Origin of the sequence: Lysinibacillus sp. FW12, assembly GCF_050817245.1 — a bacterium.
Taxonomy (GTDB): Bacteria; Bacillota; Bacilli; order Bacillales_A; family Planococcaceae; genus Lysinibacillus; species Lysinibacillus irui.
Map to the genome: position 1 here is coordinate 587,343 of NZ_CP139094.1, position 26,023 is coordinate 613,365.

At 39.8% G+C, this 26,023-nt stretch carries 18 protein-coding genes, 9 tRNA genes and 3 rRNA genes; 26 read left to right on the forward strand and 4 right to left on the reverse strand.

All coding sequences use genetic code 11. The features are described 5' to 3' along the window. The first annotated feature begins 58 nt into the window (after nucleotides 1-58). The 13 genes from SJW71_RS03085 to rrf all read left to right on the forward strand — a co-directional run bounded on the left by SJW71_RS03085 (nucleotide 59) and on the right by rrf (nucleotide 8,908). On the forward strand, nucleotides 59-2,230 hold the full coding sequence (locus tag SJW71_RS03085) for a Tex family protein (protein ID WP_274794675.1): 2,172 nt from the start codon (nucleotides 59-61) through the stop codon (nucleotides 2,228-2,230). A gap of 67 nt (nucleotides 2,231-2,297) precedes the next feature. Beyond that, nucleotides 2,298-2,759: a SprT family protein gene (locus SJW71_RS03090; protein ID WP_274794674.1), complete on the forward strand. Its 462-nt coding sequence runs from the start codon at nucleotides 2,298-2,300 to the stop codon at nucleotides 2,757-2,759. An 88-nt stretch (nucleotides 2,760-2,847) separates the two neighbouring features. After that, nucleotides 2,848-2,924, forward strand: a tRNA-Asn gene (locus tag SJW71_RS03095). Nucleotide 2,925: 1 nt separating this feature from the next. Further along, nucleotides 2,926-2,997, forward strand: a tRNA-Glu gene (locus SJW71_RS03100). Between the two features lie 35 nt (nucleotides 2,998-3,032). After that, nucleotides 3,033-3,108 (forward strand) — tRNA-Asp (locus SJW71_RS03105). Between the two features lie 5 nt (nucleotides 3,109-3,113). Beyond that, nucleotides 3,114-3,188, forward strand: a tRNA-Gln gene (locus SJW71_RS03110). Between the two features lie 15 nt (nucleotides 3,189-3,203). Next, nucleotides 3,204-3,276 (forward strand) — tRNA-Lys (locus SJW71_RS03115). Nucleotides 3,277-3,344: 68 nt separating this feature from the next. Beyond that, a tRNA-Leu gene (locus SJW71_RS03120) sits at nucleotides 3,345-3,430 on the forward strand. 18 nt (nucleotides 3,431-3,448) lie between these two features. Then, a tRNA-Arg gene (locus SJW71_RS03125) sits at nucleotides 3,449-3,525 on the forward strand. A gap of 18 nt (nucleotides 3,526-3,543) precedes the next feature. Beyond that, a tRNA-Gly gene (locus tag SJW71_RS03130) sits at nucleotides 3,544-3,617 on the forward strand. Nucleotides 3,618-3,813: 196 nt separating this feature from the next. Then, a 16S ribosomal RNA gene (locus SJW71_RS03135) occupies nucleotides 3,814-5,364 on the forward strand. A 306-nt stretch (nucleotides 5,365-5,670) separates the two neighbouring features. Then, a 23S ribosomal RNA gene (locus SJW71_RS03140) occupies nucleotides 5,671-8,598 on the forward strand. Nucleotides 8,599-8,792: 194 nt separating this feature from the next. After that, nucleotides 8,793-8,908 (forward strand): 5S ribosomal RNA (gene rrf, locus SJW71_RS03145). Together the 16S, 23S and 5S rRNA genes with 8 tRNA genes alongside form the textbook arrangement of a ribosomal RNA operon. Nucleotides 8,909-9,000: 92 nt before the next feature. Here the strand turns inward: rrf and SJW71_RS03150 are convergent. Next, nucleotides 9,001-10,065: a M24 family metallopeptidase gene (locus SJW71_RS03150; RefSeq protein WP_341386986.1), complete on the reverse strand. Its 1,065-nt coding sequence runs from the start codon at nucleotides 10,063-10,065 to the stop codon at nucleotides 9,001-9,003. Between the two features lie 155 nt (nucleotides 10,066-10,220). Between SJW71_RS03150 and SJW71_RS03155 the strand changes: the two genes are divergently transcribed. The 6 genes from SJW71_RS03155 (at nucleotide 10,221) to tsaD (ending at nucleotide 13,916) form a co-directional block, all read left to right on the forward strand. Continuing rightward, nucleotides 10,221-10,296 (forward strand) — tRNA-Asp (locus SJW71_RS03155). Nucleotides 10,297-10,761: 465 nt separating this feature from the next. Further along, entirely contained in the window at nucleotides 10,762-11,100 is a 339-nt protein-coding gene (locus tag SJW71_RS03160; RefSeq protein WP_274794672.1) for a hypothetical protein, read from the forward strand. A 201-nt stretch (nucleotides 11,101-11,301) separates the two neighbouring features. Further along, on the forward strand, nucleotides 11,302-11,751 hold the full coding sequence (gene tsaE, locus SJW71_RS03165) for a tRNA (adenosine(37)-N6)-threonylcarbamoyltransferase complex ATPase subunit type 1 TsaE (protein ID WP_274794671.1): 450 nt from the start codon (nucleotides 11,302-11,304) through the stop codon (nucleotides 11,749-11,751). Then, the gene (gene tsaB, locus SJW71_RS03170; protein ID WP_274794670.1) at nucleotides 11,748-12,455 is read left to right on the forward strand and encodes a tRNA (adenosine(37)-N6)-threonylcarbamoyltransferase complex dimerization subunit type 1 TsaB; all 708 of its coding nucleotides are present in this window, start codon (nucleotides 11,748-11,750) and stop codon (nucleotides 12,453-12,455) included. Before tsaE ends, tsaB begins: the two co-directional genes overlap by 4 nt. Next, nucleotides 12,448-12,900, forward strand: coding sequence for a ribosomal protein S18-alanine N-acetyltransferase (rimI, locus tag SJW71_RS03175; protein ID WP_274794669.1), 453 nt, complete (start codon nucleotides 12,448-12,450; stop codon nucleotides 12,898-12,900). The genes tsaB and rimI overlap by 8 nt, the downstream gene beginning before the upstream one ends. Continuing rightward, on the forward strand, nucleotides 12,900-13,916 hold the full coding sequence (tsaD, locus tag SJW71_RS03180) for a tRNA (adenosine(37)-N6)-threonylcarbamoyltransferase complex transferase subunit TsaD (protein ID WP_274794668.1): 1,017 nt from the start codon (nucleotides 12,900-12,902) through the stop codon (nucleotides 13,914-13,916). The genes rimI and tsaD overlap by 1 nt, the downstream gene beginning before the upstream one ends. 432 nt (nucleotides 13,917-14,348) lie before the next feature. Here the strand turns inward: tsaD and SJW71_RS03185 are convergent, their stop codons facing one another. Beyond that, complete coding sequence (locus SJW71_RS03185; RefSeq protein ID WP_431811738.1) at nucleotides 14,349-16,289, reverse strand: ATP-binding cassette domain-containing protein; 1,941 nt, start codon at nucleotides 16,287-16,289, stop codon at nucleotides 14,349-14,351. A 251-nt stretch (nucleotides 16,290-16,540) separates the two neighbouring features. Between SJW71_RS03185 and SJW71_RS03190 the strand changes: the two genes are divergently transcribed. The 3 genes from SJW71_RS03190 (at nucleotide 16,541) to tatC (ending at nucleotide 18,370) form a co-directional block, all read left to right on the forward strand. Further along, nucleotides 16,541-17,176: a redox-sensing transcriptional repressor Rex gene (locus tag SJW71_RS03190; RefSeq protein ID WP_274794666.1), complete on the forward strand. Its 636-nt coding sequence runs from the start codon at nucleotides 16,541-16,543 to the stop codon at nucleotides 17,174-17,176. Between the two features lie 166 nt (nucleotides 17,177-17,342). After that, nucleotides 17,343-17,528, forward strand: coding sequence for a twin-arginine translocase TatA/TatE family subunit (locus tag SJW71_RS03195; protein ID WP_008176991.1), 186 nt, complete (start codon nucleotides 17,343-17,345; stop codon nucleotides 17,526-17,528). 17 nt (nucleotides 17,529-17,545) lie between these two features. After that, complete coding sequence (tatC, locus tag SJW71_RS03200) at nucleotides 17,546-18,370, forward strand: twin-arginine translocase subunit TatC (RefSeq protein WP_274794665.1); 825 nt, start codon at nucleotides 17,546-17,548, stop codon at nucleotides 18,368-18,370. Nucleotides 18,371-18,459: 89 nt separating this feature from the next. Here tatC and SJW71_RS03205 read toward each other — a convergent pair whose 3' ends face one another. After that, entirely contained in the window at nucleotides 18,460-19,224 is a 765-nt protein-coding gene (locus SJW71_RS03205) for a CPBP family intramembrane glutamic endopeptidase (protein WP_312507129.1), read from the reverse strand. A gap of 170 nt (nucleotides 19,225-19,394) precedes the next feature. On the opposite strand from SJW71_RS03205, the gene groES reads away from it, so the two are divergent. Next, nucleotides 19,395-19,679: a co-chaperone GroES gene (groES, locus tag SJW71_RS03210; protein WP_054612084.1), complete on the forward strand. Its 285-nt coding sequence runs from the start codon at nucleotides 19,395-19,397 to the stop codon at nucleotides 19,677-19,679. A 128-nt stretch (nucleotides 19,680-19,807) separates the two neighbouring features. After that, nucleotides 19,808-21,439: a chaperonin GroEL gene (groL, locus tag SJW71_RS03215; protein WP_322606721.1), complete on the forward strand. Its 1,632-nt coding sequence runs from the start codon at nucleotides 19,808-19,810 to the stop codon at nucleotides 21,437-21,439. Nucleotides 21,440-21,799: 360 nt separating this feature from the next. Here the strand turns inward: groL and SJW71_RS03220 are convergent, their stop codons facing one another. Further along, nucleotides 21,800-23,659 (reverse strand): flagellin, encoded by a 1,860-nt coding sequence (locus tag SJW71_RS03220; protein WP_431811739.1) that lies wholly within the window; start codon nucleotides 23,657-23,659, stop codon nucleotides 21,800-21,802. A gap of 541 nt (nucleotides 23,660-24,200) precedes the next feature. Between SJW71_RS03220 and SJW71_RS03225 the strand changes: the two genes are divergently transcribed. Next, a complete protein-coding gene (locus tag SJW71_RS03225) occupies nucleotides 24,201-25,250 on the forward strand; it encodes a FecCD family ABC transporter permease (RefSeq protein WP_396631771.1) in 1,050 nt (349 codons plus the stop codon). 4 nt (nucleotides 25,251-25,254) lie between these two features. Next, nucleotides 25,255-26,016 (forward strand): ABC transporter ATP-binding protein, encoded by a 762-nt coding sequence (locus SJW71_RS03230; protein WP_312507132.1) that lies wholly within the window; start codon nucleotides 25,255-25,257, stop codon nucleotides 26,014-26,016. The last annotated feature ends 7 nt before the right edge of the window (nucleotides 26,017-26,023 follow it).

The following is a 26,023-nucleotide window of genomic DNA, read 5'->3' on the forward strand; positions in this document are numbered from 1 at the left end:
TTTTTGCATTTTTAGTAAAGTGTAATGGTAAAATGAAAAGAAAAAGGGTAGTGATGATGTGGAACAAAAACAAATGTTACAGCTCATTGCAAAAGATGTAGCGGTCAAACCAGGGCAAGTAGATGCTGTTATAAAATTATTAGAAGAGGGAAACACGGTACCATTTATTGCGCGTTATCGTAAAGAAGTAACAGGATCTCTCGATGAAGTGCAGATTAAAGCTGTAGAGGATCGTTATCACTACATACAGCAACTTGAACAACGGAAAGAGGAGGTTATCCGTTTAATTCAGGAACAGGATAAACTTACGCCCGAATTAGAAAAGGCGATTCTTTCAGCAACAGTCTTACAGCGCGTGGAGGATTTATACAGACCGTATAAGCAAAAACGACGTACAAAGGCAACTGTTGCGAAAGAAAAAGGCTTAGAACCACTGGCAGACCTTCTATTAGCATTTAGTAATGATACATTAGAGCAATTAGCTGTTGATTTTGTAGATAATGAACAAGTTGCCAATACAGAGGAAGCTCTAATGGGAGCTCGAGATATTTTAGCAGAACGTTTTGCTGATGATGCTGCAATTCGTGAGAAAATCCGTGCGTACTCATGGAAAGATGGAGTCCTTGTAACAACTGTAAAAAATGCTGAAATCGATGAAAAAAATGTTTTTGAAATGTATTACGAGTACGAAGAGCCTGTTAGTCGTATCGTTCCACACCGTATTTTAGCCATCAACAGAGGAGAGAAAGAAGAAGTTTTAAAGGTTTCAATCCATGTACCAGTGGATCGAGTGTTAATGATTATGTGGAAGGAATGGATACCTGCCACTGGTTCATCTCCTGCTATTGCAGAAGTTAAACTAGCTATAGAAGATTCATACAAGCGTTTAATTCAGCCTTCTATTGAAAGGGAATTACGAAATGAGCTTACAGAAAAAGCGGAGGCTCAAGCTATTCACATCTTCTCTGAAAATTTACGAAATTTATTACTGCAACCACCAATGAAAGGGAAATATGTATTGGGAGTTGACCCGGCTTACCGCACAGGCTGTAAGCTAGCGGTTGTAGATGAAACTGGGAAAATGCTAGAGGTAACAGCTATTTATCCACATCCCCCTAAGCCCGATGTGGCAAAATCTAAAGCTACGGTGAAAGGTATTTTAGCTAAGTATCCAATAAGTATAATTGCAATCGGTAACGGAACAGCATCCAGAGAAACGGAACAATTTATTGCGGACGTATTAAGTGAAATTACGACCGATGTGGCTTATGTTATTGTCAATGAAGCGGGAGCGTCTGTCTACTCGGCGTCTGATATTGCACGTGCAGAATTTCCTGATTTACAGGTTGAGCAACGCAGTGCTGTTTCCATTGCACGCCGTTTGCAGGATCCTTTATCAGAGTTGGTGAAAATTGAACCAAAAGCAGTAGGGGTAGGTCAATATCAACACGATGTTTCTCAAAAAAAATTAAATGAATCGCTAACATTTATAGTAGAAACAGCTGTTAACCAAGTGGGGGTTGATGTTAACACAGCTTCCTCATCACTCTTACAATATGTTTCTGGTTTATCGAAAACAGTTGCTGAGAATATCGTGAAGATGCGAGAGGAAAATGGTCAATTTACTACACGAGCACAATTAAAGAAGATTCCAAGGCTTGGTGCTAAAACTTATGAACAAGCTATTGGATTCTTGCGTGTTCCTGAAGCAAAAAATCCATTTGATGCGACGGGAATTCACCCTGAGAGCTACAAACTTGCTGAGCAAATTTTAGCTGAGGCACAAATAGATAAAAAAGAGCTCGGAACATCCAAGGCAGAAGCAGCAATTGCAGCTTTAGATATTGACAAGTTAAGTGAAGTTCTTGGCATAGGCGTTGTGACCATTCAAGATATCGTGGATACTTTAATGAAACCAAGCCGAGACCCCCGTGACGCCTTCCCACAACCATTGCTGAAAACCGATGTGTTGAAAATGGAAGATTTAAAAATAGGGATGGAGCTCCAGGGGACAGTTCGAAATGTAGTAGATTTCGGTGCATTTGTTGATATTGGAGTGAAACAAGACGGACTTGTGCATATTTCTAAACTACAAACTAAGCGCATTAAACATCCATTAGAAGTTGTAGCTTTAGGTGATATTGTCACTGTTTGGGTTGAACAAATAGACGTAAATAAAGGGCGTATTTCTTTAACAATGCTTCCGCCTAAAAATCAAACATTAGAATAAGTAATAAATTTTTACCACACTGTCTATACTACGCAGTGTGGTATTCTTGTTGTTAGAGGTGATCATTATGAACAATGAGGAATTACAACAGCTTGTTCGTCGCTTATCCTTGGAAAGTTTTCAAAAGCCATTTCAACATCAAGCCTACTTTAACGCTAGATTACGTTCAACAGGAGGGCGGTATCTTTTACAATCCCATAATATAGAAATTAATCCTAAAGCCTTTGAGCTATATGGCGTTAAGGAAATTGAAGGTATAGTCCTGCATGAACTATGTCATTATCATTTACATATAGAAGGTAAAGGGTATCAACATCGAGATCAAGACTTTCGGGCATTATTAAAAAAAGTAAATGCACCTCGATTTTGCTCAGTTTTACAACCTCCTAAAGCATCAACTACCAAATATAGTCGTCGTTATACTTATACTTGTGTCAATTGCCAACAATTATATGTTCGAAAAATAAAAATGAATGTTGAAAAGTATTGTTGTAGCAAGTGTTTGGGGAGATTAAAACTATTAGAGTAAAAAAATAAAAAAACAGTTGACGTTTTATTAAGTTGTCCCTATAATAGTAAAAGTCGACAAGATAACGACGACAACATTACATGATTATTCCGAAGTAGCTCAGTTGGTAGTAGCACCTGACTGTTAATCAGGTTGTCGCAGGTTCGAGTCCTGCCTTCGGAGCCATGGCCCCTTGGTCAAGTGGTTAAGACACCGCCCTTTCACGGCGGTAACACGGGTTCGAATCCCGTAGGGGTCATTTTCTTTATATTATATTTTAAATTACAATAATTTGGTCCCGTGGTGTAGCGGTTAACATGCCTGCCTGTCACGCAGGAGATCGCCGGTTCGATCCCGGTCGGGACCGCCACTTATTGGGGTATAGCCAAGCGGTAAGGCAACGGATTTTGATTCCGTCATGCCTAGGTTCGAATCCTAGTACCCCAGCCATTCATTTCTTAATATGAGCCATTAGCTCAGTTGGTAGAGCATCTGACTTTTAATCAGAGGGTCGAAGGTTCGAGTCCTTCATGGCTCATCTTATTTTAAGAAAAAAGGTTGACTTTTTTGGTTATCGTAGTATAATGAGAAAGTTACTAATCGAATGCGGTCGTGGCGGAACGGCAGACGCGCTAGGTTGAGGGCCTAGTGGGGGCAACCCCGTGGAGGTTCAAGTCCTCTCGGCCGCACCAAGTCATTTAATTTTATATGCGCCCGTAGCTCAATTGGATAGAGCGTCTGACTACGGATCAGAAGGTTGTGGGTTCGACTCCTGCCGGGCGCGCCAATTTTAAACAATAAATACGCGGGTGTAGTTTAATGGTAAAACCTCAGCCTTCCAAGCTGATGTCGTGAGTTCGATTCTCATCACCCGCTCCAAAAAAGTGTTGACAACCAAATGGTTGTGTGATAACATAAAGAAGTTGTCTGAAAGACGACGTTATGAACCTTGAAAACTGAACAAGCAAAACGTAATCAATAAAGTTTTAAGTAACTAGTTTCGGCTAGTGAACAAAACAAAATTTTGGACATCAAAATTGATGCCAGCAAAACAATTTGAGCTAATCAAATTTCTTTTATGGAGAGTTTGATCCTGGCTCAGGACGAACGCTGGCGGCGTGCCTAATACATGCAAGTCGAGCGAACAGAGAAGGAGCTTGCTCCTTTGACGTTAGCGGCGGACGGGTGAGTAACACGTGGGCAACCTACCTTATAGTTTGGGATAACTCCGGGAAACCGGGGCTAATACCGAATAATCTGTTCCACCTCATGGTGGAACACTGAAAGACGGTTTCGGCTGTCGCTATAAGATGGGCCCGCGGCGCATTAGCTAGTTGGTGAGGTAACGGCTCACCAAGGCGACGATGCGTAGCCGACCTGAGAGGGTGATCGGCCACACTGGGACTGAGACACGGCCCAGACTCCTACGGGAGGCAGCAGTAGGGAATCTTCCACAATGGGCGAAAGCCTGATGGAGCAACGCCGCGTGAGTGAAGAAGGTTTTCGGATCGTAAAACTCTGTTGTAAGGGAAGAACAAGTACAGTAGTAACTGGCTGTACCTTGACGGTACCTTATTAGAAAGCCACGGCTAACTACGTGCCAGCAGCCGCGGTAATACGTAGGTGGCAAGCGTTGTCCGGAATTATTGGGCGTAAAGCGCGCGCAGGCGGTCCTTTAAGTCTGATGTGAAAGCCCACGGCTCAACCGTGGAGGGTCATTGGAAACTGGGGGACTTGAGTGCAGAAGAGGAAAGTGGAATTCCAAGTGTAGCGGTGAAATGCGTAGAGATTTGGAGGAACACCAGTGGCGAAGGCGACTTTCTGGTCTGTAACTGACGCTGAGGCGCGAAAGCGTGGGGAGCAAACAGGATTAGATACCCTGGTAGTCCACGCCGTAAACGATGAGTGCTAAGTGTTAGGGGGTTTCCGCCCCTTAGTGCTGCAGCTAACGCATTAAGCACTCCGCCTGGGGAGTACGGTCGCAAGACTGAAACTCAAAGGAATTGACGGGGGCCCGCACAAGCGGTGGAGCATGTGGTTTAATTCGAAGCAACGCGAAGAACCTTACCAGGTCTTGACATCCCGTTGACCACTGTAGAGATATAGTTTCCCCTTCGGGGCAACGGTGACAGGTGGTGCATGGTTGTCGTCAGCTCGTGTCGTGAGATGTTGGGTTAAGTCCCGCAACGAGCGCAACCCTTGATCTTAGTTGCCATCATTTAGTTGGGCACTCTAAGGTGACTGCCGGTGACAAACCGGAGGAAGGTGGGGATGACGTCAAATCATCATGCCCCTTATGACCTGGGCTACACACGTGCTACAATGGACGATACAAACGGTTGCCAACTCGCGAGAGGGAGCTAATCCGATAAAGTCGTTCTCAGTTCGGATTGTAGGCTGCAACTCGCCTACATGAAGCCGGAATCGCTAGTAATCGCGGATCAGCATGCCGCGGTGAATACGTTCCCGGGCCTTGTACACACCGCCCGTCACACCACGAGAGTTTGTAACACCCGAAGTCGGTGAGGTAACCTTTTGGAGCCAGCCGCCGAAGGTGGGATAGATGATTGGGGTGAAGTCGTAACAAGGTAGCCGTATCGGAAGGTGCGGCTGGATCACCTCCTTTCTAAGGATTATTTCGGAATACAAACCTAGGGTTTGTAAGATTACGTTTTGCGTTCAGTTTTGAAGGTTCATTCTTCCGAATGAAATACTTCAAAACTTGTTCTTTGAAAACTGGATAAAACGACATTGAAATTGTAACAAACACATTTATTTTTTAAGTTTTTTTATAGGCTTAATAACATTAGTAAGGTTTCAAGACACAAGCAGTTCTAGGAAGCAATCGAGTAAATGAAGGAGCGTACTTCAGTACGGGACTGATTGAACGAGTGAAGCTGACAACGAAATGCGATGTGTATTGAAAGCTGTAGGTTAAGTTATTAAGGGCGCACGGCGAATGCCTTGGCACTAGGAGCCGAAGAAGGACGGCACTAACACCGATATGCTTCGGGGAGCTGTAAGTGAGCTTTGATCCGGAGATTTCCGAATGGGGGAACCCACTACGTTTAATCGCGTAGTATCTTGACGTGAATACATAGCGTCTTGAAGGCAGACCCAGGGAACTGAAACATCTAAGTACCTGGAGGAAGAGAAAGAAAAATCGATTCCCTGAGTAGCGGCGAGCGAAACGGGAAGAGCCCAAACCAAGAGGCTTGCCTCTTGGGGTTGTAGGACACTCTATACGGAGTTACAAAAGAGCGAGTTAGATGAAGCGACTTGGAAAGGTCCGCCAGAGCAGGTAAAAGCCCTGTAGTCGAAAGTTCGTTCTCTCCTGAGTGGATCCTGAGTACGGCGGAACACGTGAAATTCCGTCGGAATCCGGGAGGACCATCTCCCAAGGCTAAATACTACCTAGTGACCGATAGTGAACCAGTACCGTGAGGGAAAGGTGAAAAGCACCCCGGAAGGGGAGTGAAAGAGATCCTGAAACCGTGTGCCTACAAGTAGTTAGAGCCCGTTAATGGGTGATAGCGTGCCTTTTGTAGAATGAACCGGCGAGTTACGATTACGTGCAAGGTTAAGCTTTAGAAGGCGGAGCCGCAGCGAAAGCGAGTCTGAATAGGGCGAAATAGTACGTGGTCGTAGACCCGAAACCAGGTGATCTACCCATGTCCAGGGTGAAGGTAAGGTAACACTTACTGGAGGCCCGAACCCACGCACGTTGAAAAGTGCGGGGATGAGGTGTGGGTAGCGGAGAAATTCCAATCGAACTTGGAGATAGCTGGTTCTCTCCGAAATAGCTTTAGGGCTAGCCTCGTGATGAGAATACTGGAGGTAGAGCACTGTTTGGACTAGGGGGCCATCCCGGTTTACCGAATTCAGACAAACTCCGAATGCCAGATATTTATACACGGGAGTCAGACTGCGAGTGATAAGATCCGTAGTCAAAAGGGAAACAGCCCAGACCACCAGCTAAGGTCCCAAAGTAATCGTTAAGTGGAAAAGGATGTGGCGTTGCACAGACAACCAGGATGTTGGCTTAGAAGCAGCCATCATTTAAAGAGTGCGTAATAGCTCACTGGTCGAGTGACGCTGCGCCGAAAATGTATCGGGGCTAAACGATTCACCGAAGCTGTGGATTGACATCTACGATGTCAGTGGTAGGAGAGCGTTCTAAGTGCGTTGAAGTCAGACCGGAAGGACTGGTGGAGCGCTTAGAAGTGAGAATGCCGGTATGAGTAGCGAAAGACGGGTGAGAATCCCGTCCACCGTATGACTAAGGTTTCCTGAGGAAGGCTCGTCCGCTCAGGGTTAGTCGGGACCTAAGCCGAGGCCGACAGGCGTAGGCGATGGACAACAGGTTGATATTCCTGTACCACCTCCTCACCGTTTGAGAAATGGGGGGACGCAGTAGGATAGGGTAAGCGCGCTGTTGGTTATGCGCGTCCAAGCAGTAAGGCGTGTGTGTAGGCAAATCCGCACACTGTAACGTTGAGCTGTGATGGCGAGTCCGTATGGACGAAGTTCCTGATTTCACACTGCCAAGAAAAGCCTCTATCGAGGTGAGAGGTGCCCGTACCGCAAACCGACACAGGTAGTCGAGGAGAGAATCCTAAGGTGTGCGAGAGAACTCTCGTTAAGGAACTCGGCAAAATGACCCCGTAACTTCGGGAGAAGGGGTGCTCTTGAGCGTGCAAGCGCATGAGAGCCGCAGTGAATAGGCCCAGGCGACTGTTTAGCAAAAACACAGGTCTCTGCAAAACCGTAAGGTGACGTATAGGGGCTGACGCCTGCCCGGTGCTGGAAGGTTAAGAGGAGTGGTTAGCGCAAGCGAAGCTGCGAATTGAAGCCCCAGTAAACGGCGGCCGTAACTATAACGGTCCTAAGGTAGCGAAATTCCTTGTCGGGTAAGTTCCGACCCGCACGAAAGGCGTAACGATCTGGGCACTGTCTCAACGAGAGACTCGGTGAAATTATAGTACCTGTGAAGATGCAGGTTACCCGCGACAGGACGGAAAGACCCCGTGGAGCTTTACTGTAGCCTGATATTGAATTTTGGTACAACTTGTACAGGATAGGTAGGAGCCAGAGATCTCGGAGCGCCAGCTTCGAAGGAGGCGTCGGTGGGATACTACCCTGGTTGTATTGAAATTCTAACCCATGCCCCTTAGCGGGACAGGAGACAGTGTCAGGCGGACAGTTTGACTGGGGCGGTCGCCTCCTAAAAGGTAACGGAGGCGCCCAAAGGTTCCCTCAGAATGGTTGGAAATCATTCGTAGAGTGTAAAGGCACAAGGGAGCTTGACTGCGAGACCTACAAGTCGAGCAGGGTCGAAAGACGGGCTTAGTGATCCGGTGGTTCCGCATGGAAGGGCCATCGCTCAACGGATAAAAGCTACCCCGGGGATAACAGGCTTATCTCCCCCAAGAGTCCACATCGACGGGGAGGTTTGGCACCTCGATGTCGGCTCATCGCATCCTGGGGCTGTAGTCGGTCCCAAGGGTTGGGCTGTTCGCCCATTAAAGCGGTACGCGAGCTGGGTTCAGAACGTCGTGAGACAGTTCGGTCCCTATCCGTCGTGGGCGTAGGAAATTTGAGAGGAGCTGTCCTTAGTACGAGAGGACCGGGATGGACACACCGCTGGTGTACCAGTTGTCTTGCCAAAGGCATCGCTGGGTAGCTATGTGTGGACGGGATAAGTGCTGAAAGCATCTAAGCATGAAGCCCCCCTCAAGATGAGATTTCCCATTACGCAAGTAAGTAAGATCCCTCAAAGACGATGAGGTAGATAGGTTCGAGGTGGAAGTGTGGTGACACATGGAGCTGACGAATACTAATCGATCGAGGACTTAACCAAATTGTTTGAAGCATTCAATGCACCGTTTATCCAGTTTTGAAAGAACAATACTTTCAACAATAAAAATGAGAGCTTCAAGACACAAGTAGAACAAGGAAGCAACCGAGTGATTGAGGGAGCGTACTTCTGTACGTGACTGATTGAGCGAGAGCAGCTGACGCAGTAATACGCCGTGTATTGAAGGTCGAATATAGTCTAGTGATGATGGCAAAGAGGTCACACCCGTTCCCATACCGAACACGGAAGTTAAGCTCTTTAGCGCCGATGGTAGTTGGGGGCTTCCCCCTGTGAGAGTAGGACGTCGCTAGGCAAGAAAGCAGTCAGCTGTGAGCTGGCTGTTTTTTTATTTAAAAAATCAAAGAATAATTACATTTGTAATTATTCTTTGATGTTATTGTTTATTTATAAAATAATGAGTTCCTTTGGAGAGTGGGTAAGTACTTCCACACCGTCTTTCTTAATGATAACGTCATCCTCGATACGTACGCCGCCTATATTTGGTATATAAATACCTGGTTCAACTGTTAATACCATATTCTCTTCTAGAATATCTTCACAGACCGTAGACATAAATATATTTTCATGGATATCTAATCCTATACCATGTCCTGCACCATGTCCATAATTATGACCATAACCTTTTGCTGTAATATAGTCACGAGTATAGCTATCTGCCTCTCGTCCTGTAATACCTGCTCTCATTTTGGAAAGGGCATGTTGGAGAGAGTCATAAACGATTTGGTATACTTCCTTTAAGTGGTCTGATGGCTCCCCAATTGCAATCGTTCTAGTCATATCCGAACGATAGCCTTGAAAATAAGCGCCAAAATCCATTATCAGCATATCACCTTGCTCAACTACTTTAGAGGACGCTACACCATGCGGTAATGCTGAACGATAACCTGAAGCGATAATCATGTCAAAGGCTGCCCCAGTGGCACCATTTTTTCGCATATGAGATTCTAATGCATGGGCAATATCAAGTTCAGAAATGCCTGGTTCAATGATAGTTAAAATATATTTAAATGCCTCATCCGAAATCCATGCTGCTTTTTTTATTATTTCAATTTCTTCGGGTGTTTTAATCTTTCGTAAATCTTCTACAATAGTAGACAATGGCTTCAATGTGGCTGTCAATTTATTATTCATTAATTGATAACTATGATATGTAACATGATGTTGCTCAAAACCTGCTGTTTTAATTGAATCCTGTTCAAAAATTTCCTGAATGGTTTCATATAAACGGTTGCGATCAATTTCTAGAACCTCAAAAGCTTTACATTGATCCTTTGCCTGTTGTGTATAGCGGAAGTCTACTAATAAGAGAGCGCGAGTGTTTGTTACGATAACTGTTCCTGCACTGCCTGTAAACCCTGTTAAATAACGGCGATTCTGAGCGTTTGTAATAATAATTGCGTCCGTATCTTGTCCTTGTAAAGATTGTCGTAATTCGTTTAATTTTGACATATAATTTTCCCCCTTTACGTTAACTATACTGCAAATTTTGCATCATGTTTAGAGTCTACAAAAAATAGATACGTAGATAATTTTTGAATAAAAAATATGAAAATATTTGTTGCATATCTAATTTTTTTATGATATATTTATAAATGTCTTAAAGAGGTCCCGTGGTGTAGCGGTTAACATGCCTGCCTGTCACGCAGGAGATCGCCGGTTCGATCCCGGTCGGGACCGCCATTTATAATTAAATATATAGCCCTTATGATTGTTAAAGTCATAAGGGCTTTTTTGTGTTCAATCGGATATTCATTCAGTTATACACCTCCAAAGTGAACTTTTTCAAATATGCTGGAAGCGTCAATGTTAAACTTCATGAGGACCTAGTTCATAGCGTATCAACATTGGGGCTTAAAGCTTTATAGTCGGCGAAGGACTCATGACGAACCTACCGTTATTTTATAAAAAATAACATCTAACGTCCTAAATAGCTCATCAAATTCTCTTAGAAAGACGTCTAATCGCTGTAAAAGCTTTTTATAAGCGTAATAAATAAAACTTATTGCATATATTTAATATTATCTAAAGATAGTAAAAATTACCGATAAATGATGGCGTTTCTATAAGGTAAAATTAGATATGTTTCTAAAATAAAAATTAGGGGTAAACATTAGAAGTAATCGGATTGGCTACGGAGGTGTTAATATGAGCAAAGACTATTCTTTTAAACGTCTTTATTTACCTTTGCTTATTGGTTCCATGATATTGATGGTAGGCTGTGGAGATCCTATTATAGAGATAGAAGAATCAAATGCGTATCACTGGCAAAAAAATATGAATGAAGCAGAATTTGAGAAATTAAAAAATGATATGTCATATATTGAAGTAGTAGAAACAGTAGGCGGCGCAGGTAAAAAGATCAAAAATAATGAATATCGGTGGAATGATGAAATCCTGATGACACAGGCTTATTTATTGAAATTTAAGAATGATAAACTAATTGATAAAGAGATTATTGCTGTTAAAGGCCATTCCAATAGATAGATAGTTGACACGTCTTCACAATAGAAGGCGTGTTTTTTTAATTCAATGGTTACCCTTCTTACAAGCACAATATCAAAGCCAAGACACATTGCTTCTTTAGTTAGAACCATTTCAGCAAGATATAATTCATATTGGATGCTTTGAACATTTCCGCTAGTTTAGGTAAACTAGAGGTAATGTAGTGATGAGAGGAAAAAGAGTATGTATGAAATAATCATGAATTCAGTTGATGATACAGAACGCTTTGCCGTGAAGCTAGCAAATTTACTAGAAGCGCAAGACACCATAACATTAGAGGGGGATCTAGGCGCTGGTAAGACAACATTTACAAAAGCTTTAGCGAAGGGACTTGGAGTCAAAAGAACAGTCAACAGCCCAACTTTTACGATTGTTAAGCAGTATGAGGGAAGGTTACCCTTTAATCATTTAGATGTCTATCGGTTAGCAGAAAGTGATGAGGATCTTGGTTGGGATGAATTGTTTTATGGAGATGCGGTATCAGTGATCGAATGGGCACATTTAATTGAACAAGATTTGCCACAGGATCGCTTGGCGATAGAGATTTACCGAATCGGAGAAAATGAACGACGCTTTGTGTTATTACCTCGTGGGGAACGCTATGAGGCACTATGTGAGGAGCTAATGAAATGATTTGGTTAGGAATAGAAACAGCGAATACACCGCTTTCTGTTGCAGTTGTGAAGGATGGCAAAGTGGTGGCCGAAATGATACAAAATATAAAATTAACCCATTCAGCAGGTGCGATGCCAGCTATTGAGGAGATACTAGCTCGAGTAGGTATTAAACCAAACGAATTGGATGCAATTGCCGTATCTGAAGGGCCAGGTTCTTATACAGGTGTCCGTATAGGAGTGACGCTAGCCAAAACCCTTGCATGGACATTGCAGAAGCCTTTAGTGGGGATATCTAGTTTAAAGGCATTAGCTGCAAATGCCGCCTTATATAATGGGTTGGTTTGCCCAATTTTTGACGCAAGAAGAGGCAATGTCTATACGGCCGTTTATCAAGGCCAAGCATTAGAGGCTATTGTCGAGGATTATCATACACATATCACTGATTTATTAGAGCGTTTGAAGGCATTAGAGGCACCTATTTTGTTTGTGGGAACAGATGTAGATATTTTTTGGGACAATATTGTAGAAGTTCTTGGTGATACAGCAGTACGTGCACCATTTAGTCTTGACTTGCCACGAGCGGCGGAAGTAATTCGTGTTGCGACTAAAATGGAACTTCCAAGTGTTGAAGCTACCCATCACTTTGTCCCACAATATAAACGTATTGCGGAAGCAGAGGCAAATTGGCTGAAAGAACAGAAGGAGAAGGAACATGAGTAGTACTGTAACTTATCGTAAAATGGTCTCTGATGATGTACCTGCAGTCTATGAAATTGAAGTGGCTTCTTTTCCTGTGCCATGGACACTAGATTCATTTTACTATGAGGTACATGAAAATCAGTATGCACACTATGTATTAGCCATCGATGCAGATGACACTATTATTGGTTTTTGTGGCATGTGGATGGTTATAGATGCAGCCCAAATTACAAATGTAGCTGTTATAGAAGCAGCACGTGGCCGAGGGATAGGCGAGGGGCTAATGCGTGAGGCGATGCAAATAGCTCGTTTACACGGAATGGAAGTTATGACTTTAGAGGTACGTGTGACAAATAGCATTGCGCAAAACCTTTATCGCAAGCTACAGTTCCAAGATGGTGGCATACGTAAAGGCTATTATACTGATAACGGGGAGGATGCCCTTGTCATGTGGGTGAATTTATAATGAAAAATGGATTGATATTAGCAATAGAATCGAGCTGTGATGAAACAGCAGCAGCAATCATTCGAAATGGACATGAAATCGTATCGAATGTGGTTGCTTCTCAAATAGAAAGTCATAAGCGATTTGGTGGCGTTGTACCTGAAATTGCCTCACGTCATCATGTCGAACAAATTACAATGGTGATAGAAGAGGCATTAGCACAAGCTAAGTTAAAGCCAGAAGATTTAGATGCGGTTGCTGTTACAGAGGGTCCTGGTCTAGTAGGGGCCTTGTTGATTGGCATTAATGCGGCTAAGGCTTTTGCTTTTGCAAACAACTTGCCGATTGTTGGTGTACATCATATTGCGGGTCATATTTATGCAAATGCACTCGTTCAGCCAATGGAATTTCCCTTATTAGCACTTGTCGTATCAGGTGGTCATACAGAGCTTGTCTATATGAAGGAACATGGTTCTTTCGAGGTCATTGGTGAAACGCGAGATGATGCAGCTGGAGAAGCCTATGATAAAGTGGCACGTGTATTAAATTTACCTTACCCAGGTGGCCCACGTATTGATCAGCTTGCTCATGAGGGCGAAGAGGCTGTTCCATTTCCAAGGGTATGGCTAGAAGAGGATTCTTACGATTTTAGTTTTAGTGGCTTAAAATCAGCCGTCATTAATTATAAACATAATATGGATCAAAGAGGTGAAGACATTTCACCTGCAGCTGTTGCAAAAGGCTTCCAGGAAAGTGTTGTAGAAGTATTAACTGCTAAAACGTTGCGAGCTGCTCGACAATATCGAGTGAAACAGGTCATTGCAGCAGGCGGTGTAGCCGCGAATAAAGGCTTGCGTGCTTCATTAGAGGCTGTATTTTCAAAGGAAGGTATTCCGTTTTTTGTACCACCACTTAAATTGTGTACTGATAATGCGGCGATGATCGGTGCTGCAGCTATGCCAATGTTGGAAGCGGGCGTTAGAGGAAATTTAACGATGAATGGACGTCCAGGAATGGAATTAAAATCCTGGGTGTAGAGATGAAAGAGGTATCTATTTTTTAGATATCTCTTTTTGATTGTCGAAAATATGTAGATAATATAAGAATGATGCTAAGAGAATAGGTACTATTTAAGTTTAATTGACAAATTTTTCAGAAAATTATCCACAGGTAAAGTACTGAACTAAATAGCGAACACGCGTACTTATGCACAAAATGTTGATAACTTGTGTATAACTTGTGATTATTCAATATATAGTAGCTCTTTTTACGTGAATATATGTGGATAAAATAAATTTTGGTTGTGGACAATGTGGAAAACTCTGTTGATATGTTGGTATTACTAGATTTTTAGTGTGTATAAAACTGTGGGCATTTTTTGTCGAAAAATAGCACTTGACCAATATATATGAAAAATAAAGAGGAGTAAAGAAAAAAGCCATATGTGAAGTCATATGGCTTAAATCAAATTACATATTAATATTTTCTAATTCCTCATTCAACTCAAGCCATTCTAATTCCAATAGCTCATGCTGTTCTTTAGCAGTGGCTAATTCATTTTGTAGCTGTGAAATTTTTTCATGGTCAGTGAATATAGCAGGGTTGCAAAGGGCTTCCTCTAGATTTTCAACAATAGCTGTTGTTTCTTGCATTTTACCTTCTAAATCTTCGATAGAACGTTTAATTTGACGTTCACGTTTTTTTGCTTCTTTATCAATTTTAGAGGTGGAAGTTTTATCAGGAAGGTCTTGCTGTACTTGTGGTTGAGAAGCTGCCTTCATTTGAGCTAGCTCCAATAGTTCCTGTTTTTTCTCCACATAATAATCATAGTCACCTAAATATTCAAATGACCCAGTTCCAGATAATTCAACAACTTTTGTCGCAATCCGATTAATGAAGTAGCGGTCATGTGAGACAAATAGAAGCGTGCCAGGATAATCGATTAACGCATTTTCCAGCACTTCTTTACTATCTAAGTCTAGGTGGTTTGTAGGCTCATCCAAGATTAAAAAATTTGCCTTTTGCAACATTAATTTAGCGAGAGCAAGTCGTGCTTTTTCTCCACCAGATAAAGAGGATACGACTTTGTCTACATCTTCTCCACTAAAAAGGAAACGCCCCAATACGGTGCGAACATCTTTTTCATTCATGAGCGGCCATTCATCCCATAGCTCTTTCAAGACACTTTTATTGCTTGAGAGCTTGGCTTGCTCTTGATCATAATAACCAATTTGTACATTTGTACCATAGCGAATATCGCCTGAAATAGGTGGTAAGTCTTTCACAATTGTTTTTAATAATGTCGATTTACCAACCCCGTTAGGACCTACAAGCGCTATCCGGTCTTCGCGAAAAGTTCGGAGGTTGATGCCATTAGAAATAGGAAGATTATAGCCGATTATTAAATCATCAACTGATAAAACATCATTACCACTTTGTCTTTCAATAGTAAAACCGAAACTAGCAGATTTTTCATCACCGTCTGGTGAATCCATCCACTCAGTTCGTTCAAGCATTTTACGTCGACTCTGTGCCATTTTTGTTGTGGAGGCACGAGCAATATTCTTTTGAATAAAATCCTCTAGCTTGGCCTTTTCGTCTTGCTGACGTTCATAGAGCTTAACATCTCGTTCGTAGTTTTTAGCCTTTTCATCTAAATAAGCACTATAATTACCTGTGTATTTAGTGACACGATGGCGGGATACTTCATAGACAATAGAAACAACTTGGTCTAAGAAATAGCGGTCATGGGAAACAATTAAAATAGCGCCTTCATAGCTCTTTAAGTAGGATTCCAACCATGATAATGTTTCGATATCTAAATGGTTTGTAGGCTCATCGAGAATTAACAGATCAGGTTTACTAAGCAAGAGCTTAGCAAGTGCTAAACGTGTGCGCTGTCCGCCGGATAGTGAGCTAATTGGTTTATCATAGTCTTCTGGATAGAACTGCATTCCATGAAGTACTGAGCGAATGTCTGACTCATATTGATAACCACCAGCATCCTTAAAATTATGTTGTAATTGATCGTATTCAGACATAACTTTCGCATAGACAGTTGGATTTTCGTATACTGCAGGATCAGCCATTCGCTGTTCGAGCGAGCGTAGTGTTTGCTCTTGGGCTAAAAGTGATTCGAAAATTGTCATCATTTCATCCCAAATAGTTAGTGTAGAATTTAATCCAGCATGCTGCTCTAAATAACCAATCTGAATATCCTTTGGAATAATGATATCGCCTGAATCATAGGACATTTGACCAGCGATTATTTTTAATAATGTCGATTTACCTGCACCATTTCGCCCTACTAAGGCAACGCGATCACGGTGTTGAACTTCTAATTTAACGCCACTTAAAATTTCATCTGCAAGAAAGGATTTTGTTAGTTGATTGACCTGTAAAACAATCATTCTTGACACCTCAATTCTACCTTAGTTTAATGGATGAACGATCTACGTGCAATGTCGGTGCTTTACTTATTCCTAGCAGTCATGTAAGATTGAAACGATTTCTTTTTAGTTAGCTGCGTAAAAGCGCCGTTAACTAAAGAGAAATACTAGAGGGTAAGCAAAAATTTAGTATATAGTTCAGGATGAATGTATTAAAATTATTAGTTATATAAAGTAAAATGGACTGAGGTACATTGTAAGGAGGAAAAAGTTTGAAACAAGAATTAAAAATTCCACAAGCCACTACAAAAAGACTTCCTCTGTACTATCGATTTATTCAAAACTTTGCACAAGAAGGTATGGAACGTATATCGTCAAAGGAACTGAGTGAAGCGATGAAAATAGATTCTGCAACCATTCGCCGTGATTTTTCTTACTTTGGTGCTCTAGGGAAGAAAGGCTATGGCTACGATGTGCAGCATCTATTACAATTTTTTAGCCAGACGCTTGATCAGCATGAAACAACAAAAGTAGCGTTAATTGGCGTGGGGAATTTGGGCAGTGCATTATTAAAATATAATTTTCAAAAAAACCATAATACCCATATTGTCGTAGCTTTTGATTCAAAAGCGCCTAAGGATGGCAAAATGATTAGCAATATTCCTGTTTTTCATCCAGATTTATTGGAGGAGAAATATGCGGAGTATGGCGCAGAGCTTGCCATTTTAACCGTTTCGCCACGCTCTGCACAAAAAATGGCAGATCGCTTAGCGGCAATGGATGCAAAGGGCATTTTGAACTTTACACCAGAGCGGTTAACAGTACCTGATAGAATGCAACTCTTAACTATTGATTTATCGGTAGAATTGCAAGCGCTTATTTATTTAATTCGTAATCAGGAAGAGTGAAAATTATACATATTTTTTAAGTGTAGTTCACCGTTTCTGTCAAATAGAAATTGTAAATAAAAGGCGGTAAAAACTGTGAGAGTGACGAAAAACTTTCACATATAATTAGTTAGCAAAATGGCGAATTATGCGTTAAAATGATGGATATAAAGAGGAGGTGGCTGTAATGGGTGGTATTGGTCCTATGAGCCTCATTATTATCGGAGTTGTCGCGTTACTAATTTTTGGTCCTAAAAAGTTACCAGAGCTTGGTAAGGCATTTGGTTCAACACTACGTGAATTCAAAAATGCTACTAAAGGTTTAGCAGACGAAGATGATGATGATAAGAAAAAGAAAGAACTAGATAAGTAAGTTAGGATGTTTGAGGAATGAATCCAAAAGATCTAACTGTTATTGAGCATATAGAAGAATTAAGAAAACGGCTGTTCATTGTTGCCGTTTTCTTTGTTCTAGCTATGGCTGGCGGTTTTTTCGTCGCAAAGCCGCTTGTAAAATACCTTCAAGCTACTGGAGCAAAATATAATATAGAGCTCCATGCATTTGACGTAGTAACACCGCTTGCAATTTATATCCAAATTGTATTTTTAATAGCATTTATTCTTTCATCGCCTGTGTTAATGTATCAATTATGGTCGTTTATTAGCCCTGGACTAAGGGAGGTAGAACGAAGAGCAACCTTAAGCTATATACCGTATTCATTTTTATTGTTTATCGCAGGGTTATCCTTTTCATACTTTTTGCTATTCCCGTATGTCATAAAATTCATGATGAATTTATCAAATGATTTAGACATACAGCAAACCATTGGTATACATGAGTATTTTACATTTTTGTTTAAGCTCACAATACCGTTTGGTTTCCTTTTCCAGTTACCAATTGTTGTATTATTCTTTTCTCGAATTGGGCTTTTAAATCCTGACTTGTTAATACGTATCCGTAAATATTCATACTTTGCTTTATTCGTCTGTGCTGCTATCATTGCACCGCCTGAGCTGGCGTCACATTTAATGGTTTCGGTACCTTTGTTTATTTTGTATGAAATTAGTATTATGATTTCTCGGATTGGTTATAAAAAATACCTTAAATCTGAGGAGATCCGATTAAAAGAAGAGCAGGAAGCTGAGCAAAAGCGTCAGATTGAAGAGGCACTTGAACAGCAAAGAAGACAAATAGAAGAATTCAATCAACAGTAATAAATAAAGCTCGATGCCAAAATAAAGGCATCGAGCTTTTTTTTGTTACAATTCCTTTTTTCAATAAATTTACATAGCTTTACAAAAAATTATTGCATTTTTTCTAGTTCTTGAAGAAACTTTTGCAATGGTTCTGCATAGAATTGTACAAGTGTTACAAAACCATTGAGCATGACGTGTGCAATAATAGAAGTCCAAATACGTTTTGTTTTGTGATACAAAAAGGCAAAGATTAAACCACAAATAGTATAAAGCAAGATATGAGAGAAGTCGAAATGGATAATCGCAAAGAATATAGCACTTACGATTGCGGCCACCCAGAAATTTGTTGTTTGGACAAGCGAACCGAATATAACTCTTCGGAAAACAAACTCTTCTAATATGGGCCCAAATACTACAATTGCTAATATAGCAATAGGAGCTCCTTTTGCTATAGCAACGATATCTGCGGTATTTTGGGAGCCTCCTTCGATACCAAAAACAGCCATTTCAATGGCGGCACCAATCATTTGACCAAAGAACACCAGGAAGAAGCCGATGATCCCCCAAACAATCGTGAGAGGTATCGTTTCCTTTTTTCCTTGATAAATGTTCCAAAAGGCTTTATCACGAGATGTAAGGATTAAGCTCAAAATGAGTGCAACAGCAAAACTAAGGGCAATATACCAGCCTTGCGTAATGGGGGCCGCTTGTTCAGAAGCTAGACCAGTTATCTTCATAACGAGCTTATGGAACGGTAAGAGCAGCCATCTGCTTGAAATCTGCATAAGAATATAAATCAGCAAAACATACAGCGCTGTTTTTTTATGTTTCGTTATTTTTTGAGAATTAGTCACAATCAAAATCCTTTCCATTTATATGCTTCCTTTCTATTGTAGAGGAATATGGAAAGAAAACAAAATTTTTCGAAGTTCTGACTTGCAAAAAAAAGAGCGATTGATTATCATAATAATTGTGTTAGCACTCATTGAGATAGAGTGCTAATAAATTTAAACAATTATTTATTATTAGGAGGTTGTTTCACTTGTTAAGACCACTAGGAGATCGTATTGTAATTGAACTAATCGAGGTAGAAGAAAAATCTGCATTCGGTATTGTACTACCTGACTCTGCAAAAGAAAAACCACAAGAGGGTAAAGTAGTAGCAGTTGGGACAGGTCGTGTATTAGAGAACGGACAACGTGTAGAGCTTGACGTTAAAGTTGACGACCACATTATTTTCTCTAAGTACTCTGGTACAGAAGTTAAATTTGAAGGTAATGAATACCTAATTTTACGCGAAAGCGATATCCTTGCAATTATTGAATAAGAACATGTAAAGCACCTTAAGTAAGGTGATTGCCTATTGTTTCTTAACATAAGTGACAATAAGGTGAAATTGATATAAATATATTGAAGAAGCTTAACGAATATTCCATTTCAGGAGGGTAAATTCACATGGCAAAAGATATTAAATTCTCAGAAGACGCTCGTTCATTAATGTTACAAGGTGTAGATAAATTAGCGAATGCAGTGAAAGTAACATTAGGACCAAAAGGACGTAATGTTGTATTAGAAAAAAAATTCGGTTCACCACTAATTACAAATGATGGTGTTACAATTGCAAAAGAAATCGAGCTAGAAAACCCATATGAAAACATGGGAGCAAAATTAGTAGCAGAAGTTGCTTCTAAAACAAACGAAATTGCGGGTGATGGTACAACTACAGCAACAGTATTAGCACAAGCAATTATTCGTGAAGGCTTGAAAAATGTAACAGCTGGTGCAAATCCTGTAGGTATCCGTAAAGGTATTGATAAAGCAGTTGCTGCTGCACTTACAGAATTACACGCGATTTCTCGTCCTGTAAGCAATAAAGAAGAAATTGCACAAGTCGCTGCTATTTCGGCTGCTGATGATGAAGTTGGACAACTTATTGCTGAAGCAATGGAGCGAGTTGGTAACGATGGTGTTATTACAATCGAGGAGTCTAAAGGCTTCACAACAGAATTAGATGTAGTAGAAGGTATGCAATTTGACCGTGGCTATGCTTCACACTATATGGTAACAGACACAGATAAAATGGAAGCGGTTCTTGATAACCCATACATTTTAATTACTGATAAAAAAATCACAAACATCCAAGAAGTATTACCATTATTAGAACAAGTGGTACAACAAGGTCGTCCACTGTTAATTATTGCTGAAGATGTTGAAGGTGAAGCTCTTGCAACACTTGTAGTGAACAAGCTTCGTGGTACATTTAATGCTGTAGCAGTAAAAGCACCTGGCTTCGGTGATCGTCGTAAAGCAATGCTAGAAGATATCGCTATCTTAACTGGTGGGCAAGTGATTACAGAAGAATTAGGCTTAGACCTAAAATCAGCTGATATTTCTTCACTTGGTCGTGCAGCAAAAGTTGTTGTGACAAAAGATAACACAACAATTGTTGAAGGTGTAGGCGGTGCAGACGCAATTGAAGCACGTATTACTCAAATCCGTTCACAACTTGCTGAAACAACTTCAGAATTCGATAAAGAAAAATTACAAGAACGTCTTGCAAAATTAGCAGGTGGTGTAGCAGTCATTAAAGTTGGTGCTGCAACTGAAACAGAGCTAAAAGAACGTAAACTTCGTATTGAAGATGCGCTTAACTCTACTCGTGCTGCTGTTGAAGAAGGTATCGTATCAGGTGGTGGTACAGCTCTTCTTAACGTCTATGGTGCTGTGGAAAAAGCAGCTGAAGCTGTAGAAGGCGATGTAGCTACAGGTGTGAAAATTGTTCTACGTGCTTTAGAAGAACCAGTTCGCCAAATTGCTAATAACGCTGGTCTAGAGGGCTCTATCATCGTGGATCGCCTAAAACGTGAAGAAGTGGGCATTGGTTTCAATGCAGCTACTGGCGAATGGGTAAACATGGTAGAGGCAGGCGTAGTAGACCCAGCGAAAGTAACTCGCTCAGCGCTACAAAACGCAGCATCTGTTGCAGCATTATTCTTAACAACAGAAGCAGTTGTTGCTGATATCCCTGAAGCAGCACCAGCGATGCCAGATATGAGCGGTATGGGCGGTATGCCTGGAATGATGTAATCCTTTAGTGATAAGGGTTTATACGACTTTTGAAAGTAGACAATTACGAGCAATAGATAGTCTTAAAATACACATTTCAACACTTCTTTTTATGAATAGTATTACTCACAATTAATATGCAAAATAAATACCACTTCTCATCATTTCTGGACATTTGATGAGAGGTGGTTTTTTTTTACGTTTTTAAAGTTTGTGAACGATGACTTTATTGTAGACAGATGGTTTAAGAATATAAAGGAAGTGAACATTTAAAACTACAAGCAATAGCTTCTTCCTCATTAAAAGAAGCTATTAACAAGAAAATTCATCTTTTATTGGAACTTTATAAATAAAAAAAGCTGCTAAGTACTAGCCTTCTCTTTATTGAAGTAATTGTAAAACGACTTCAGGTTGTTTATTTGATTGTGCTAACATTATTTGAGCAGCTTGTATTAGTATATTATCTTTTGTAAAATTCATCATTTCTTTCGCCATATCAGTGTCACGGACACGGGATTCAGCAGCTTGAAAATTCTCAGATGTATTAACTACAAAATTATAGGCATTCTCTAGTCGATTTTGTATCGCACCATATGTAGATCTGTAATTCGTGACTTTTTCTAAACCTTTGTCTAATTTAGATAGGGAGTCATCAGGAGTATTTGGTGGAAGAAGTCCTATGTTATTTATCCCCAATTCGTCAGGCCTTACATTAAATAATGGAATAGAGCTATGCTGATTTTCATTAGCTCCCATTTGTATGACTAGTTTTCGAGGTATATAGTCAATATCCTTAATAGTAGTTGTAACTGTTTTAACGACAGAATCAATTGTACTCGTTTCTTTATCTGTAAGTAAATATACGTCCTTTTTAAAATTAAAGCTATTTAACTCGATGCCAAATTCTAGAGTATCCCCGTTATCAAAATCATTACTTCCCCAAGAAGGTATTATGGGATTTAACGATGTTAACAATGTATCTCCTGTTGTTAATGAATTAGGTTTTACATAACTTCCGCCGCTTAGAAATGAAAAATTATAATCAACTAAACCATTTGATAATTCAAAAACCGTTCCTGAGTCAGGTATTTCAGTATTTGAAGCTGTTTGTCCAATTGGAACTCCTGAATTTGAATAAATGGAATAAAATGACTGGAATTTAGAGGAGTAATTTGTACTAACATTTATTTGTGAATCATTATTCCCCGAATTATTTTTAACTTTAAATTCTGCTTTAAAAGATACGCCATCTGTTGATATAAGCTTTTCAACTTCAATACCATCCTTACTATAAACTGCAGAAATTGAGTTTCCATTAATACTAGAACTTATTAAGGTAAAATCCTTTAGTGTTTGCTGAACGCCATTAATTTCGATGTAAATAGTACGGTCATCAATCATCCCGAAATCTGGATACTCTCCATTTAGTATTCCAGTAGGAGTTAGATTTGTTCCGAAAGATACACTGTCTATCTTGCTATTCTTGGTGATATCAAGCTCTGTAAATCTAGGGTCATGAAAAAGTGTCCTACCAGTAGTTTTATCATATATCGTAGTTGTTTTTGTATGAATATGTTCATTTTTTTCATAATCATTAAATCCTTGACTTCCATCTGGAAGTGTAATAATCGACATGCTAGTATCATTATTAGTGTGATCATCAATTGTAGTAATCGTATTAGATTGAACTGATATAGGTATTTCAGTAGTACCTTTTGGCAGAAAGTAAGTATAAGTCTCGTTATTGATAACTTTGTAAGGAAATGGACCTGTTGTAGTTACATTGACTGTTTGTCCAGAACGGTCTGCTAATACTTGATAATCAGTTCGTGCCAATAAATTAATTGTATTAAATTCGGTTTGATTGGCGATTCTATTAAGTTCTTCAGTAAGTTGGTTTATTTCATTTTCAATTATTTGTTTATCCTTATCTGTATTTGTCTCGTTAGTACCTTGAACTATTAGTTCCCTTTGTCTTTGTATAATTTCTGTTATTTCTTGAAGTCCACCATCCGCTGTTTGAACTACCGAAATACCATCTTGTATATTCTTTGCTGCCATATCGAGCCCACGGATTTGACCTCTCATTTTTTCCGAAATTGCTAAACCAGCAGCATCATCACCAGCACGGTTAATTTTGTAGCCTGATGATAATTTTTCTAAACTTTTGGTAGCTTTGTCTTTATTAATTTTAAGTTTGTTGTTAGTAATCAGTGCCGGACTATTATGTTTAATTCTCATAAATATAACCCATCCTTTAAATTGTGATTATATTATAATTGTTAATAATTATAGATATATTTTACATTTTATTTAACTTTTTGACTATAAGGAACATTATTAATATAGGTTTACCTACAGACCATTATATTCAATTGTTTGACAATGAAATTGAATTTGTAAGTAGTAAATAATTATGGAAAGAATAATAGGCTTAAAAGCTTGATAGATTTGCAAAAGCTATTTGCCTAGCTCTACAAAGCGTAATATCTGTATATGCGCTATTCTTAACAACGGAAATAGCACCAGAAATGAAAGTATTGATGTAATCTATCTCATAGAGCGACTTGATTAACTAAAATATAAAAAACCAGTTCTCAGTATAAAAATTGAGAGCTGGTTTTTGTACTTTTAAAGCAAAATCTAATAAAATAATTTTCCTGTTGTTTTTCAATAGATTATCACTTACAATACATATTGATAATGATAATCGTTATCAGTGATGATTAATTTTATAGGTAGAGGTGAAATTTTGGATAAACAGGAAGCTAACAGAATAGGGATGGGTACTATTTATTATGTTATTATTTTACTTTTAATCGGCTCCATTATAGTCTCTGCAGTTTATTCTGTATCAATAGGACAGGTTAGTATTCCTTTTAAGCAATCAATGGATATTTTGCTTCATGCTATAACCAATGGAAGGCTAGGCTCGCTTGACAATGTGGATAGTGAATCCTACTTGAATATTATTTTACAAGTCAGAATGCCACGAGTAATTTTTGCCTTATTGATTGGGATTGGACTTGCATTATGTGGGACTGTTATGCAGGCAGTTGTGCAAAATCCTCTGGCTGATCCATACATACTTGGTATTTCTTCAGGCGCTTCGCTGGGAGCAACTTTTGCCATTTTGGTTGGATTTGGTAGTAGTGCATTGTTAGCGCAGTTTGGTGTGGCCTTTGGTGCGTTTGCTGGGGCGATGATAACTTCTATGGCTGTGCTTATCTTATCTAGCATAGGGGGTAAAGCCACATCTGTAAAACTCGTTTTATCAGGTGTTGTCATCGGTGCCTTATGTAGTTCATTTTCGAGTCTTATCATCTTTTTTGCGAATAATGCTGAGGGCATTAAAACAGTTACATTTTGGTCGATGGGGAGTTTAGCTTCTGCCAGTTGGGACAAAACACCGATTTTAACCATTGTGATTGTACTCGGGGCTACCTTATTTTTGTTCCAGCATCGAGTGCTTAATACGATGCTACTTGGGGATGAATCAGCTATTACATTAGGTATCAATTTAAGTGTTTATCGTAAATTATATATGATTCTAACTTCTTTAATTACAGGAACAATGGTCGCTTATGCAGGTATGATTGGCTTCGTCGGCTTAATTATTCCCCATATTACGAGAGGTATTTTCGGAGCAGATCATAAACGATTAATGTTAGGGACATTACTCTTAGGAGGCCTTTTCATGATTTGGGCAGATATTCTGTCTCGTACATTAATCCAAAATGTTGAATTACCGATTGGCATCATTACTTCTGTCATTGGGTCACCATTATTTATCTATATGATTGTAAAAAAAGGTTACAACTTCGGAGGGTAGAGCAATGGAATTAGTAGCAAAAGAAATAGAAGTAAAGATTGGCAAAAAGGAAATTGTAAAAAACATATCGATTCACGTGAATAAGCAGCAATTTGTGGGTTTAATCGGACCAAATGGATGTGGAAAGTCAACTTTATTAAAAAGTATTTATAAAAGCCTTGTGCCACAAAAAGGAATGGTCTTTTTAGATGATTTAGATGTTTTGAAAAGTCCCGAAAAAAAGATATCACAGCACTTGGGTGTTGTTGGGCAATTCAATGAAATGCACTTTGATTTAACGGTACAGCAAATGGTGATGTTAGGCAGAACACCTCATAAAAAAATGCTAGAGTCAGATAATCAAAAGGATTTTGACATTGTGGAAGAGGCATTAACACGCACGAATTTACAAGCATATAAGGGACGTAGTTTTCTTTCATTATCTGGAGGTGAAAAACAACGTGTTATTTTAGCCAGAACAATTGCTCAGCAGCCTCAATTTATGATTTTAGATGAACCGACAAACCATTTAGATATTCGCTATCAAATTGAAATACTATCCTGCGTGAAAAGTTTAAACATTGGTGTATTAGCGGCGCTCCATGATTTAGAGATGGCAGCACATTACTGTGATTATCTTTATGCAGTTAAAGATGGCGAAGTTTATGCACATGGCGTACCAGAGGATGTTTTAACACCAGAAACAATAGAAGCTTTATATCATATAAAGTGTAAAACGTTTACGAATCCAGTGACGAATGGATTAGGTTTTGCTTATGGACTATAGGAGGAGC